Source organism: Marinobacterium arenosum, assembly GCF_019795155.1.
Taxonomy (GTDB): domain Bacteria; phylum Pseudomonadota; class Gammaproteobacteria; order Pseudomonadales; family Balneatricaceae; genus Marinobacterium_C; species Marinobacterium_C arenosum.
Map to the genome: position 1 here is coordinate 75,227 of NZ_JAILYN010000008.1, position 13,843 is coordinate 89,069.

At 62.2% G+C, this 13,843-nt stretch carries 11 protein-coding genes; 4 read left to right on the top strand and 7 right to left on the bottom strand.

The genetic code is table 11. The features are described 5' to 3' along the window. Positions 1–205: 205 nt before the first annotated feature. Complete coding sequence (locus K6T12_RS05655; protein ID WP_222220335.1) at positions 206–2,005, bottom strand: putative bifunctional diguanylate cyclase/phosphodiesterase; 1,800 nt, start codon at positions 2,003–2,005, stop codon at positions 206–208. A gap of 228 nt (positions 2,006–2,233) precedes the next feature. After that, positions 2,234–3,586 (bottom strand): response regulator, encoded by a 1,353-nt coding sequence (locus K6T12_RS05660; protein ID WP_222220337.1) that lies wholly within the window; start codon positions 3,584–3,586, stop codon positions 2,234–2,236. 374 nt (positions 3,587–3,960) lie between these two features. Between K6T12_RS05660 and phnN the strand changes: the two genes are divergently transcribed. Further along, entirely contained in the window at positions 3,961–4,524 is a 564-nt protein-coding gene (phnN, locus tag K6T12_RS05665) for a phosphonate metabolism protein/1,5-bisphosphokinase (PRPP-forming) PhnN (protein ID WP_222220339.1), read from the top strand. 76 nt (positions 4,525–4,600) lie between these two features. On the opposite strand, the gene apaG is transcribed toward phnN, so the two are convergent. Genes apaG through K6T12_RS05690 form a run of 5 tightly spaced genes read right to left on the bottom strand, consistent with a single transcriptional unit; the run spans position 4,601 to position 11,003 of the window. Beyond that, a complete protein-coding gene (gene apaG, locus K6T12_RS05670; protein WP_222220341.1) occupies positions 4,601–4,987 on the bottom strand; it encodes a Co2+/Mg2+ efflux protein ApaG in 387 nt (128 codons plus the stop codon). Beyond that, on the bottom strand, positions 4,984–5,811 hold the full coding sequence (rsmA, locus tag K6T12_RS05675) for a 16S rRNA (adenine(1518)-N(6)/adenine(1519)-N(6))-dimethyltransferase RsmA (protein WP_222220343.1): 828 nt from the start codon (positions 5,809–5,811) through the stop codon (positions 4,984–4,986). The genes apaG and rsmA overlap by 4 nt, the downstream gene beginning before the upstream one ends. 6 nt (positions 5,812–5,817) lie before the next feature. Further along, the gene (pdxA, locus tag K6T12_RS05680; protein WP_222220345.1) at positions 5,818–6,813 is read right to left on the bottom strand and encodes a 4-hydroxythreonine-4-phosphate dehydrogenase PdxA; all 996 of its coding nucleotides are present in this window, start codon (positions 6,811–6,813) and stop codon (positions 5,818–5,820) included. A 7-nt stretch (positions 6,814–6,820) separates the two neighbouring features. Beyond that, positions 6,821–8,110: a peptidylprolyl isomerase gene (locus tag K6T12_RS05685; RefSeq protein ID WP_222220347.1), complete on the bottom strand. Its 1,290-nt coding sequence runs from the start codon at positions 8,108–8,110 to the stop codon at positions 6,821–6,823. After that, a complete protein-coding gene (locus tag K6T12_RS05690; protein WP_222220349.1) occupies positions 8,103–11,003 on the bottom strand; it encodes an LPS-assembly protein LptD in 2,901 nt (966 codons plus the stop codon). Before K6T12_RS05690 ends, K6T12_RS05685 begins: the two co-directional genes overlap by 8 nt. A 250-nt stretch (positions 11,004–11,253) precedes the next feature. Between K6T12_RS05690 and K6T12_RS05695 the strand changes: the two genes are divergently transcribed. Genes K6T12_RS05695 through djlA form a run of 3 tightly spaced genes read left to right on the top strand, consistent with a single transcriptional unit; the run spans position 11,254 to position 13,743 of the window. Then, positions 11,254–12,225: an aminoglycoside phosphotransferase family protein gene (locus K6T12_RS05695; protein ID WP_222220351.1), complete on the top strand. Its 972-nt coding sequence runs from the start codon at positions 11,254–11,256 to the stop codon at positions 12,223–12,225. Beyond that, positions 12,222–12,908, top strand: a complete 687-nt coding sequence (murU, locus tag K6T12_RS05700) for an N-acetylmuramate alpha-1-phosphate uridylyltransferase MurU (protein WP_222220352.1) — start codon at positions 12,222–12,224, stop codon at positions 12,906–12,908. The genes K6T12_RS05695 and murU overlap by 4 nt, the downstream gene beginning before the upstream one ends. Beyond that, the gene (gene djlA / locus K6T12_RS05705) at positions 12,895–13,743 is read left to right on the top strand and encodes a co-chaperone DjlA (protein WP_255611575.1); all 849 of its coding nucleotides are present in this window, start codon (positions 12,895–12,897) and stop codon (positions 13,741–13,743) included. The genes murU and djlA overlap by 14 nt, the downstream gene beginning before the upstream one ends. Positions 13,744–13,843: the final 100 nt, after the last annotated feature.

Below are 13,843 nucleotides of genomic sequence, written 5' to 3' on the forward strand. Positions count from 1 at the left end.
TTTTAAACGATGCTTTCAAACGGTGGTTTTAATATGCATGGATTCCATATGGATTTCCAGAGCTGTATTACTAGTTTTTAGTAATATTTTTGTTAAAGCGAGCGTTCGTTTGGGGAATGAATAGGCAGTTCAGGCGGGTTTTGAGCTGTATCAAGGCTTGATGCCCGGCTCTGTGCGAGAGGGAATGTTGCTGTATGGGTAATAATTAGTTATATGCTGAGTGTTTCAGCAAAAACTGCTCGGCCTGCTGGGCGGGCATCGGCCGTGCCACCAGGTAGCCTTGGCCGTAACGGCAATGGTTGTGCTGCAGGAACCGGTGCTGAGTGCTGTTCTCGATCCCTTCGGCAATCACTTTCAGGCGCAGCTCCTGGGCCATTGCCAGTACGGCGCGGATGATGGCGCGGTCGCTGCCATCCTGGTCCAGGTCTCGGATGAATGACTGGTCGATCTTCAGGATGTCGATCGGCAATCGGGAGAGGTAGCTTAGTGAGGAGTAGCCGGTACCGAAATCGTCGATGGAGATCAGTGTGTCGAACTGTTTCAGGGCGTTGAGGGCCGCTGCGGTGGCCTCCGGATTCTGCATCAGGTGACTTTCGGTGATCTCCAGCGAGATTAATCGGCCATGCTCGGCCAGTAGCGCCAGGCAATCGGTGGGCAGCTCCAGTGCGCTGGGGGTACTCAGCGATATATTGACCGATATCCGGCCGGGCAGTAGTCCCTTCAGGTCCCAGTGGCGAGCTTGCTCGATCGCCTGTTGCAGCACATAGCGATCCAGCTCCGTGATCAGGCCGATCTCCTCGGCAATCGGTATGAACTTGCCTGGCGGTACCATACCCAATCGGGGGTGCGGCCAGCGTACCAGCGCTTCCAGGCCGATAATCCGGCCCGGCGTCCGCTCGTCGCCAAGTTCGAACTGCGGCTGGTAATGGACCTCGAGCTGGCGATGCTGCAGTGCTTCCTGCAACTCATGCGCCAGCTGGATGCGCTCGGCGGCGGCGACCGATTGCTCCCGGTCATAGAAGGCGCAGGTCGCACGGCCGGATTCCTTGGCCTGATACATGGCGGTATCGGCGTGCTTGATCAGGGTTTCGCTATCCTGGCCGTCATGGGGAAAGGTCGCAATGCCGATACTGGCGCGGGCAAAAAAGCGTTCGCCGTCGATCCTGATTGGTGCTTGCAGCAGCTGCTGTATCCGATCTCCGACATTGGCAAAGCCCTGGATGCTGTTGCCTTTCAGCAGCACTCCGAACTCGTCGCCGCCCAGTCGGGCCAGGGTGTCATCCGGCTGCAGCACGCCCTGGATCCGCCGGGCCACCTCAATCAGAATTCGATCGCCGGTGGCGTGTCCGAACACGTCGTTGATGTATTTGAAGTGGTCCAGATCCAGGCAGAGCACGGCACCGTTGGTCTGTTGCTGGCAGCCGGTCGCCAGCGCCTGCTGCAGCCGGTTCTGGAACAGCTGGCGGTTGGGCAGGTTGGTCAGCGTGTCGTGGTAAGCCTGATGCTCGAATGCCTGCTGTGTCCGCCGTTCGCTGGTGATATCCCAGTTGGTGCCGATCATCCGGTAGGCGGAGCCATCCGGTTGCTTGAGAATGGTGGCAAAGGCCTTGATATGGCGTATCTGTCCGTCGGGCCAGATTACCCGGAATTCGCTGTCGAATACGCCGCTGCCATGCAGTGACTTATGCACCTGGTGTTCCGCCTTGGCCAGATCGTCAGGGTGGACGCGACAGCGCCAGTCGTTGTAGTGACCGTTGAACTGGTCGGCGGACAGGCCATAGAGCGCGAGCATCTGGTTGTCCCAGATCAGTCGGTCGGCGGTGATATCGTAGTCCCAGATACCGATACCGGCGCCCTGCGTCGCCAGTTGCAGACGGATCGCTGTATCCTGCTCGGCCTGCTGCGATTGTTTCAGCTGGCTTAGCAGGTCGCCGGGCAGGGCGTCGCGCTCCAGTAAAAGCGCGGCCTGTTCGCAGTTGTCCGGCAGTGGCGTTTGGTCCGACATCTTGAGTCAGCAGGCTCCTGGTGGCTGGCGAAATGGCAGTTAAGTTGGCAATTGGATAGGCAGGGACTCCATCATACGGCTCTGATTTATTGAGCATATAGTCAACTTTCTATAAGGCGGCCGGAAACGCAGGCTATCCGCGCTCCCGGCGAGGCCGGCCGATGGGGGAGGGCCGGCTGATAGGCGATTTTACTTTTTACGCAGCGCTGTCGTTGGTCGGCTTGAGCGCTAGTCGGCCATTGCGCTGGCGGGCTGGTTGAGATTGTAGTTGACCTTGTACAGCAGCAACTCCTTGTCGACCGGCTTGAGCATCACCTCGTTGACACCCACCTTGATCGCTTCCTGAATCTGCTCGCGATGCTTTGGCTTGGCCATCACGATGATCTTGGTGTTCTTCAACTTGGGGTTGTTCTTGATGCGTGACAGCACATGCAGTGCGCTCATGTCAGGCAGCGTCAGGTCGACCATGGCGATCGACGGCAGCCAGTCGTCGATCTTGTTCAGTGCGTCCGTACCGCTGATCGCCGGATAGGTGACGAAGCCGGCACGGGCCAGGATCTCATTGATGGTGGACAGATGTTCCTGCTCGTCCTCGATGATCAGGATGCCGTGCTGGGGCTCCAGGTTGTCGCTGCTGATCTGGTCCAGGTTGTCGCTGCTGATCTGGTCCAGGTTGTCGCTGCTGATCTGGTCCAGCGTGGCCTGCCCCTTCTTGCTGGATTTAAGCAGGTCGCCCAGTAGCGAGCGGGCGTCAGATGGTGACAGGTTGTTTTCTTCGCACAACTGGTTGATCAGTTCGCGGCTGGTGACCTTGGTGCGCCGGCCGGCGCCATTGTTCACCGTAGCAAGCTTCTGCTCGGTGGCTTGCACCAGGTGCTGCAGGATAGCCTTGGCCTCGCGGCGGTTGTCTTCACCCTGGGCTTTCACCGGTGGCAGCAGGTCATTGTGGGCGAACTGGTCGATCGCCTGGCTGACGACGCCTGGATCGGCACTGGGCATCAGGTGTTCGTGCTGCAACAGGTGATCCTTCAGCCGCTCCATCGAGTGACTGACGGCTTGATACAGCTTTTCCAGGCTTCGCTCATTGAGGTTGTCCAACTGCTTGCTGGACAGCAGGACATTGTCCAGGTAATCGCACAGCTCCTCTGGGCTGCCGGGGGCTTGCATCGGCTGGCGGTTGTCGGTCCGCTGGCGGCGGATCGCCCGCAGACGCAGTAGCAGGTGGTACGGGTCGTACAGCGGTCGGGCGATGAAATAGTCGTCGAAGATCTCCTTGTGACAGATATGGAAGGCCTGCTGCACCTCCTCCTTGTTGCACAGTACCATGGTATGGCCAATCATATTTTCGATATTGCGGTCGGCGCGAATCAGGTGCAGGTAATAAACTTCGCTCTCCTGCACGGTATCGAGTGCCAGCAGCAAGACGTCTATCTGCTGCTTGCGGATGGTGTCCAGTGCGGCCTGTTCGCTTTTCGCCCAGAAAAAATTGCTGAAATGGCGTTTGACCAGGTTACCCAGCGTCTCGAAATCCTGCCGTTTGGCGGTCACAAGCAGTATTGAGAATTTCTTCCGTTCGGCCATTACCTTGGTCCCTGCTGGGCGCTTCATCATGAAGCACCAATCCATTACTGTTAGGCGTTTGCACTAAAACGATAATGCTGAGTCTACTGATGATAGAACAGCTTTCGGTACTGTATATTAGATATTTGTGCGGTTGCGTAAAGGGTGCCGAGGTGGTTTGGCAGTGTCTCTCGGTTCCACCCTGTAGAAATTTAGACCTCTCAGCGCCAGATGCAATTGAGTTTCCTCAAAAAATCATCGACTTGCAGAGGGGGGATACTGTCCTGCTGCTGCAGTATAGACGAACGATTAGCGGCACACGGGCTTATTCTGCAACGTTTTATCGGGCATGGGTATGAGATGGCAATTGTGATTGTGGCGGCGGAGATGTCGCTATGAGCGGTACCCTGTTCTACCTGATCGGCGCATCCGGCTCCGGTAAGGACAGCTTGCTGGCGGGCTGTCGCAAACGCTTGCTGCCGCATCACCGTTGTACCGTGGCCCATCGTTATATCACCCGGGCGGCCGATATCGGTGGCGAGAACCATATCCAGCTCAGCGAGGCGGAGTTCGACATGCGGGCGGAACTGGGAATGTTCGCCATGCAGTGGCAGTCGCACGGTTACCGCTACGCCATCGGTAGCGAGATCGAGCAATGGCTCGCCAAGGGGATCAACGTATTGGTTAACGGATCGCGCGCCCACCTGGCCGAGGCGATCCGTCGCTATCCGAAATTGGTGCCGGTGCTGGTCGAGGTGGATGCCTCACGATTGCGCCAGCGGCTGCGCCAGCGCGGTCGTGAATCGGATGCGGAGATCGAGCAGCGATTGGCGCATCATGCTCGGCTGGCCACCCAGCTGCCGCCGCAAACCCGTCGTATCGACAATAATGGCCGGTTGGAGGATGCGGTCGAAGCGTTGCTGGATATCGTGGTCAGCGATGGCTGGCAGCCCGGTTGATCCGGGCGGCGCCACAGCGAGGGAGTGGGAGGGGCAGGCTGCTTTAAGCTTGTCGCTTACCGCTGCCTGCTGTGGACTAATGCAGTGCGTTCGGTTGTGCCAGGGTGAATGGCGCGATCGGGGCGACAAAATCCTCGCCGTCATCGGCCTGCATATTGTAGTGACCCTGCATGCTGCCGACGCTGGTGGCCAGCACTGCACCGCTGGTGTAGCTGTAGCTGTCTTCCGGTTCGATCACCGGTTGTTCACCGACCACCCCTTCGCCTTCGACCTCCTGCACCTTTTGATCGCCGTCGACGATCAGCCAGCGCCGGCTCAGCAGCTTGACCGGCTGGTCGTTATGGTTGGTGATGGTGATATGGTAGGAGAACACGAACCGCTTGCTCTCCGGATCCGACTGGTCGGGCTGGTAACGGCTCTCGACCTGGATCTGCACGTTGTCACCCAGATTGATATCGCTCATTCAGATTCTTCGTTCGGGTTGTCGTTTTTATTGCTCAGGTAATCGCTAATTCTAACAAACTCGGCCAAGGCCAACCGTTCCGGCCGCAGCCCCGGATCGATGCCGAGCTGTTCCAGTTCATCGCCGCTGAGCAGTGGCTTGAGGTTGTTGCGCAGGGTCTTACGACGCATGGTGAAGGCGGTGCGGACCACCCGTTCCAGCATCGCCACATCCTGCGCCTCGACCGGTAGCTGCTGGTACGGGGTCAGCCGGATGATCGCCGAATCGACTTTGGGGGCCGGGTTGAAGGCGCCCGGCGGCACCACGAACAGCTTCTCCACCTTGCAGAAGTACTGCGCCATGATGCCCAGGCGACCATAGTTGTTCTCGCCGGGCCCGGCGGCCATCCGGTCGACCACCTCTTTCTGCAGCATGAAGTGCATATCCAGGATGCAGTCGCTGTGCCTGAGCAGGTGGAAGATCAGCTGGGTGGAGATGTTGTAGGGCAGATTGCCGACCACCCGCAGCGGCCGATCATCGTCCTGCAGCATGCGGAAGTCGAATTTCATCGCATCCTCTTCGAAGATGCGGAACTTGTCGCCGTAGTTGAAGAACTTGGAGCGCAGGATCGGCGGCAGGTCGCGGTCCAGCTCGATCGCGTCGAGTGCGCCGGCGGCATCCAGCAGTTCTTCGGTCAGCGCGCCGAGGCCCGGGCCGATCTCGACCAGGTGGTCGGATTTGCGCGGTGCGATGGCGGAGATGATACGGCGGATGATGCCGGCATCATGCAGGAAATTCTGCCCGAAACGTTTGCGGGCCTGGTGCATCGGGGAACGTTTGCTCATATTCGCTCAGTGGTCGGCGTGACGGTGGCTCGCCATGGTGGCGGCGTAATCGATCGCGGTCAACAGGCTACCGTTATCAGCCTGGCCGGTGCCGGCCAGCTCCAGTGCGGTGCCATGGTCGACCGAGGTGCGGATGATCGGCATCCCCAGGGTGATATTGACCGCCCGGCCGAAGCCCTTGTATTTCAGCACCGGTAGCCCCTGGTCGTGGTACATCGCCAGTACCGCATCGGCACGCTGCAGGTATTTTTCGTTGAACAGGGTGTCGGCCGGCAGCGGCCCTTCCAGCGCCAGCCCCTTGCCGCGCCAGTCGGCCAGCACCGGTTCGATCACCTCGATCTCTTCGCGGCCCAGGTGGCCGCCTTCGCCGGCATGCGGATTCAGGCCGGCGACCAGGATGTGCGGATCGGGTAGGCCGAAATCCTGCTTCAGCGACTGCTGCAGTACGTCGATCACCTGGCCCAGCAGCGCCGGGGTGAGGGCGTCGGCGACCGCTCGCAGTGGCAGGTGGGTGGTGACCAGCGCCACCCGCAGTCCCTCGGTGGCCAGCATCATCACCACCTTGTCGCTGCCGGTCAGCGCTTCGAGGAATTCGGTGTGACCGCTGAACGGAATGCCGGCGTCGTTGATCACCCCCTTGTGAACCGGGGCGGTGACCAATGCGTCGAAGCGGCCGTCCAGGCAGCCCTCGGTAGCGACCCGCAGCGTATCCAGCACATACTCGGCGTTGCGCGGATCCAGCTGGCCGGCGCTGACCTGGGCGCGCAGCTTGACCGGCAGTACGGTCAGGCTGCGGGCCTGGCTCGGCCGCGGCGCCTCGTCGGCATCGAACAGCTCGATATGCAGCGGCAGGTTCAGTGCGGCGGCCCGTTCGCGCAGCAGATCGGGGTCGGCGACCACCACCAGCTCGTGGGGGTGGGACTGCTGGGCCACCTGGATGCAGAGATCCGGGCCGATGCCGGCCGGTTCGCCAGCGGTAATTGCCAGTCGTTTAGCGCTCACTCAGCGGTTACCTTTTAATCTCGATAAAAGCCTCGGCGCGCAGTTCGCGCAGCCAGTTGGCCAGCTCTTCGTTGAATTTACGCTTGCGGATCGCCTCCCGGGCCTGGCTTTCCAGCATCTCTTCGCCCAGGTCCTGTTGTCGGCGGTCACGTACCCAGAGAATATGCCAGCCGAAGCGCGACTCGAACGGCTTGGATACCTGGCCGGTCGGGGTGCTGTTCATCATGTTCTCGAACGCCGGCACCATCTGGCCGTTCTGGGCCCAGCCCAGGTCACCGCCCTCCGAACCGCTGGCCGGATCGTCGCTGTACTCTTTAGCCAGCTTAGCAAAGTCCTCGCCGTTCTCGTTGATTCGCTTGTACAACCGGCTGATCAGCTGCCTGGCCTGCGCCGAGGTACGGATCTCGCTTGGTTTCAGCAGGATATGGGAGACCAGTGTCTGGTCGACCAGCTGCACCGCGCCGCCTTTCTTGTCACGTACCTGAACGATGTAGAAGCCGCTACTGGTGCGGATCGGGCTGCTGAACTGGCCCGCCTGCAGCGGCCGCACCGCCTTGGCCAGCGCTTCCGGAATCTCGTTGGCCTTGCGCCAGCCCAGGTCGCCGCCCTTCAGGGCGTTGGGGGCGTCGGAGTGGGCGGTCGCCAGTTCGGCGAAGTCGGCGCCGTCAACCAGCTGGCGGTACAGTGCCTGCGCTTCCTTTTCCGCCTGCTGGATCAGTTCCGGATTGGCGCGCGGCGGAATGTCGATCAGGATATGGCTGAGCAGGTAATCGGCCTGGCTGCCCTGTTGGCCCTGTTCCGACTCCAGGTAGTTCCGCAGTTCCTGGTCGGAGACCCGGATGCGGCGGCCGACGTTGGCTTGCTGGATCTGCTGCAGCAACACTTCGCGGCCGATCTGCTCGCGCACCTGGGCGTAGTCTTCGCCTTCGGCGATCAGCGCCTGGCGGAACTGTTCCAGGGTCATGTTGTTGCCGTACGCGACCCGCTCGACCGCCATGTTCAGCCGCTCGTCGGACAGCCGGATCCCCTGGCTTTGGCCGACCTGCATCTGCAGGCTTTCGATGATCATCCGCTCGAGGATCTGGCTGCGCAGTACGTCGTCCGGCGGCAGGCGGGTGCCGCGGGCCTGCAGCTGTTCGGTGATCAGGGCGGTCTTTTGGGCCAGCTCGCTCTGCAGGATGATGTCGTCATTGGCGATCGCCACCACGGCGTCGATCGGTACCGGAGCGGCCTGGACGGAGAGGGCGAGGCCGGCGCCGGCCAGCGCCATGGCGATGCGATGACGCAAGTTAGTCATTTTTCTGTTCTTCACGTTCTCTAAAACCAATGATGTCGTCGAGGTAGCTGCCGCTGCCGCTGCCGAGACCGCCGAGGCCTTTCAGGTAGAACTGCAGGTAGAAGCCACTATCGGTGTTGTCGGTGTCGTCCAGCCAGCGGCGGGCGGCGAAGCGCACGCTCCAGCAGCAGCTCTCGTATTCCAGGCCGAGCAGGGTTTCCAGGTTTTCACTGTCCTGAATGTCGTGCTGCCAGCGGCCCAGCAGGCTCCACTGACGGCCGAGCGGCCAGATCAGCGAGCTGTCGATCTGCTCGCGGGCGTCTTCTTCGAAACGGTAACTGAAGTTGAAACGGTGATCCAGATCGCTCTGGTAGCTCAGTTTCAGGTTGGTTTTCTGGCTGTCGAACTGCTCGTCGAAGATCAGGTCGGCGGTACCGCGCCAGTAATGGTTGAAATGCCAGACCGCTTCCGAGGCGATATCGGACTGGCCGCTGGTTTCGGCCGGGGTGCTGCTGCTCAGCTGTACTTCGCGGTCAGCCAGGTAGTAGGCCTGACCGATGCTGAAGCGGGCCCGCTCGTAGCCGTTCGGCTCGATCCAGCGGCTGGTGACCCCCAGCGAAACCTGTTGTGCATCGCCAATCCGGTCGCGGCCGGAGAAGCGGTTGAAGCGGAACAGTGAGCGGTAGTCGAAATCCAGTTCGGCGGTGTCGAAATCGGGGATCTCGTCCTGGTTCTCCTCGCTGGCGTACAGCATGAACAGGCGCGGTTCCAGGGTCTGCTGGCCGCCGTTGTCCAGCATCCGTTCGAAGATCAGGCCGCTGTCCAGGCTGAGCACCGGCACGCTGATGCTGGGCTGGTCATCCAGGCCGCTCAACTGGTCGTCGAGCTGGTAGCTACTGTGCCACAGTCGTGCCGCCGGTTTCAGGTAACCCCAGGGGCGGCGCCAGTTGTAGCTCAGCGTCGGCATCAGGTGGAAACGCTCGCCGGTAATCCGGTCGGCGCCGGTCAGGCCGCTGAGGTCGCGGTCGAAGCTGACCGCCTCGGCGAAGTAGTCCAGTTGCATGCCGTTCCAGCCTTCGGAACCCTGCACGTAGAACTGCGGCATCACCTCGTACGGCGAGTCGTCGTCGGAGATGGTCTGGAAGCCGTGCACCCGCAGGCGGGCGTTCCAGCCGTCGCCCCAGTAGCCGATCTCGCCACGCTGGTTCAGGTGGTCGTGACGGGCCACCGACAGGGTGGTGTCGAGGTCGTCGAAATAGTCGTCGTCGCTGACCCGGGTAAAGTCGATCTCGGTGTCCCAGCGGCCGGTGTCACGGTTTTCGTGTTCGATGCCGAGCAGCCAGCGGTTATTGCCGCGCTTATCGTCATTCGACAGCCAGGAGGTGTTCAGTACGTTGTAAGAGCGGCGGTTCAGGTAGCGGAACTCGTTCTCCAGCATCATGCCGCGTTCGCTGACGATCCGCGGCGTCAGGGTGTCGTCGTAGTTGGCCGCCAGGTTGAAATAGTAGGGCACCGCCAGGTCCAGCCCGTTGTCGCCGGTAACGCTGATCGACGGGTAGAGGAAGCCGGATTTGCGGCGATCGTCGATCGGGAAGGTCACGTACGGCAGGTAGAGGATCGGCACGCTGCCGACCTCCAGCACCATGTCGCGGGCGGTGCCGAAGCCTTCCTCTTTATCCAGCATGATGTTGTCGGCATGCAGCTGCCAGCTCTCTACGCCCGGCGGACAGTAGGTATAGCTGCCGTCCTCGATACGGATGCGGGCGTCCTGCAGGCGGATGATCCGGCCCGCCTCGCCGCGCAGGTGGCGCTCGTGCATCACGTACTGGGCATTGGTGAAGATCGTCTCGCCAGTCTCGATGTCGGCCTGGGCGGTGTCGCCGCGCAGCAGCACCCCCGGTTCGCGGAAGCTGACATCGCCCTGCAGGCTGGCCTTGCTGGTGACCTGGTCATATTCGGCGTAGTCGGCACTCAGCAGGCGCTGTTCCTGCTGCACCTTGACGCCGCCCTCGAGCCGGGTCAGCCCGCCCAGCTGGGTGGAGGATTGCAACGCTTCCAGGTAGAGCGGCGGATTGTCGACCGCGTCCAGCTCGTTGAACTGCGGCACCAGGTAGTAGCCGCGGCACAGGCCGGCGTTGGGATCGGTGATCCAGTCCAGGTGGCTGTATTGACCGGTCGGTACTGCCTCGGCCTGGGCGACGGCGCTGCCTTCGACACCGAGTGGCTGGCCGGGCAGGGCGACCTGCTGCTGGTTGCAGTCCCAGTTGCCGTCGCTGCCCGCTTCGCACTGCCACTCGGTCGGGTTGCCGGCCAGCTGGGGCGTACCCGGCTGCACCGCGCCGGGTTGGCTGCCGCCGGTCGCCAGCGCGCTGGGGGTACCGGCCTGGCAGACCCAGTCGCCGTTCTCGGCATGGCAGTCCCAGCTGTCGCTGGTGGCTGCGGCCGTGGCTTGCGGTGCGGTGGCCGGGCGATTTGGTTGTGGGCGGCCGAGCTGTGGGCGGCCGAGCTGTGGGCGGCTGAGCTGCCGAGGTTCGGGCTGCCTTAGCAGTTGCGGGCGCTGCACGGCGATCGCTGCCGGCGCGGCTTCGATCTTGGCCGGCTCGCTTTTTTTGCTCGTCAGCTGCTCGGTCGGTTGTTGTTCGGTTGCTGTTTGGCGCTGTTCGGCAGCAGTCGTTTCCGCAGCTGCCGGTGCGTTAGCGTCCGGCTGCGGCTGGCGGCTGGCTACGTCGGCTTCCGGCTGTGCGGCCGGTTCAGGGGCGTCGTTAACGTCACACTGCCACTCGCCGTCGCCCTGCATGGTACAGGTCCAGGCCATCTCGTGTTCGTTCGGAGAGGCGGCAAGGCCGCCGGTTGACGCGGTGATGCCGGCGATCGCCAGGCTCAGCGTCAGTGAGGTGCGCGGTGTGAAAGGCATTAACGGTTGAATCCCTGGGTGACCCGGCTCCACCGGGGCCGTGATATGTCCGATAAAGCGAGGAATGATAAAGGATCTGGCGTAATTTGCCAGTCCGACGGCGGTACGGGTTGCGGTGGGACAACGGATGCCGTTCGGCGTTCAGTGATGGCCGGTGTTACAATCGCGCACACGCCAGATCTCGCTGCGACCGGGCCGTTGCCTGCGGTTGCAGTGGGGGATTCGCTTTGAACGATGAGGACAGGATTGCATGGATCATCGCCAGGACCAGCTGTGCAGCTGGCTGACCGATCAATTTATAACGTTGGGTCAACCGGCCGCTGCCGAAGCGCCGCTGTCGCCGGTATCGGGCGACGCCAGCTTCAGGCGCTATTTCCGGCTGAATGCAGGCGGGGCCAGCTGGATCGCGGTCGATGCACCGCCGGACAAGGAGAATTCGGCACCCTTCGTCGAGATTGCCGGTCGGCTGGCCGATGCCGGCCTGCGGGTGCCGAAGGTACATGCCTATGATTTGCAGCAGGGCTTCATGCTGCTGGATGACCTGGGCGACACCCTCTACCGCCAGCTGATCACGGCGCACAATGGCGAGCAGTATATGGGTGAATTCATGCCGGTGCTGCAGCGGTTGGCCACCGCCGTCAGCACCGACGGGCTGCCGCTGTACAGCGAGGCTCTGCTGCAACGGGAGATGGACGAGTTCCCCGACTGGTACCTGGGCCACCACACCGGCGTGCAGTTCGATGAGCGGGAACGTCAGCAGTGGCAGGCGTTCTGTCGATTGCTGCTGGATGCCGCCGCCGAACAGCCGCAGGTGTTCGTCCACCGCGACTTCATGTCCAGCAACCTGATGCGCACCCCCGGCGGCGAGGTCGGGGTGATCGACTTCCAGGACGCAGTGGTCGGCCCGCTGGCCTACGATTTCGCCTCGCTGGTCTGGGACCGCTATCTGAGCTGGCCACGGCCGCAGCTGGAGCAGTGGATGGAACAGGCCCGCCAGGCAATTGGCGTCGAGGTGTCGCCGCAGCAGTGGCAGCGCTGGTGCGACTGGACCGGCCTGCAGCGCAATCTGAAGATCGTCGGCCGTTTCGCGCGGCTCTGCTACCGCGATGACAAGCCGGCCTACCTGGAGTTATTGCCACGCTTTATCGGTTTCGTCCGTGACGTACTGGCGCGCTATGAAGAGTTCGCGCCCTACCGCGAGATGCTGGAGCGCCGGCTGTGAGGGCGATGATCCTAGCCGCCGGCCTGGGCACCCGGATGCGGCCGCTGACCCTGACCACCCCCAAACCGTTGCTACCGGTAGCCGGCAAGGCGCTGATCGAATACCACATCGAGCGACTGGCGGCGGTCGGAATCCACGATATCGTGATCAACCATGCCTGGCTCGGCGAGCAGATCGAGCAGGCACTGGGCGATGGCCGCCGTTACGGCGTTCGGTTGCACTATTCGCCGGAGGGCGAGCCGTTGGAGACCGCCGGCGGCATCCAGCGGGCGCTGCCGCTGCTGACCGCCGACGGCGACGACCAGTTCCTGGTGGTCAATGGCGACCTGTTCAGCAACTACCCGTTCGGGCGGCTGCCGAGCCGGCTCGACGGGCTGGCCCACCTGGTGCTGGTGGATAACCCGGAACACAACCCGGCTGGCGATTTCTCCCTGCAATTGGACAAGGTTCAGCTGGATGGCGCCGATCGGTTGACCTTCAGCGGCATCAGTCTGTTGTCGGCGCGGTTGTTCGATGGCCTGCCGGCGGGACCGGCACCGCTTGCGCCCTTGCTGCGTGAGGCGATGACTCAGGGCCGGGTCAGTGGCGAGCATTTCGACGGCTACTGGCGCGATATAGGCACCCCGGCGCGATTGGACGAGGTCGACCGGGCGGTGCGGGAGGGACGGATTGAAGACCTTTGATAACCCCGCCGCGCTTGGCGGTAAGCTGGCAGTGGCGTTCAGGCAGCACACCACCGGCATCCTGTTAGGTGGCCTGATCGGCCTGTGGAGTGGCGGCGCCTTCGGCCTGCTGTTCGGTGCCGGGTTGGGCTACTGGCTGTCGCGCAGCCTGCGCGGCGCGATGCGCAAGTACCATCCGCAGGAGGCGTTTTTCCGTGCCACCTTCACGGTGATGGGCAAGTTGGCCAAGGCCGACGGTCGGGTGACCGAGAACGAGATCGAGTTCGCCCGCCAGGTGATGGCCCAGATGCGGCTGGACGACAACCGTCGGCGGATGGCGATCGAGCTGTTCAACGAGGGTAAACAGGCCGACTTCGATATCGCCTCGGTGCTGACACCGTTGGCGACGCTGCTGCAGTTGCAGCCGGCGGTGAAGCTGGCCTTTATCGAGATCCAGCTGCAGGCGGCCTTGGCCGACGGCCAGATCTCCGCCGCCGAGCAGGCGCTGATCGGCGAAGTCTGTCAGCAGCTGAAACTGAGCCGGCTGGAGATGGAGGCGCTGATCGCCCGGATGCAGGCCCAGCAGTCCTTCCACCGCCATGCCGGCGGTGGGCACGGCGGCGTGTCGCCGGATCAGTTGCTGAAAGACGCCTACGGCGTGCTGGGTGTCAGCCCCGATGTCAGCGATGCCGAGCTGAAAAAGGCGTATCGCCGGCTGATGAGCCAGCATCACCCCGACAAGCTGGTGGCCAAGGGGTTGCCGGAGGAGATGATGGCGCTGGCCAAGGAGAAGGCCCAGGAGATCCAGGCCGCCTACGACCGCATTCGCCAGGCGAGAAAGGCGGGTAAGAGTTAACAGTTGTGAGTTAACAGTTTACGGCTGATCGAAGCGGCCTCCAGGCGCTGAAGACTGGGGTGGGTTCTACGTACTTGGTAATTTCCCAATCAGTTAACAG

Coding starts and splice junctions, on each gene's coding strand:
- phnN (WP_222220339.1), top strand. CDS start 3,961: ATGAGCGGTACCCTGTTCTACCTGATCGGCGCATCCGGCTCCGGTAAG.
- K6T12_RS05655 (WP_222220335.1), bottom strand. CDS start 2,005: ATGTCGGACCAAACGCCACTGCCGGACAACTGCGAACAGGCCGCGCTT.
- K6T12_RS05660 (WP_222220337.1), bottom strand. CDS start 3,586: ATGGCCGAACGGAAGAAATTCTCAATACTGCTTGTGACCGCCAAACGG.
- K6T12_RS05695 (WP_222220351.1), top strand. CDS start 11,254: ATGGATCATCGCCAGGACCAGCTGTGCAGCTGGCTGACCGATCAATTT.
- K6T12_RS05690 (WP_222220349.1), bottom strand. CDS start 11,003: ATGCCTTTCACACCGCGCACCTCACTGACGCTGAGCCTGGCGATCGCC.
- apaG (WP_222220341.1), bottom strand. CDS start 4,987: ATGAGCGATATCAATCTGGGTGACAACGTGCAGATCCAGGTCGAGAGC.
- K6T12_RS05685 (WP_222220347.1), bottom strand. CDS start 8,110: ATGACTAACTTGCGTCATCGCATCGCCATGGCGCTGGCCGGCGCCGGC.
- rsmA (WP_222220343.1), bottom strand. CDS start 5,811: ATGAGCAAACGTTCCCCGATGCACCAGGCCCGCAAACGTTTCGGGCAG.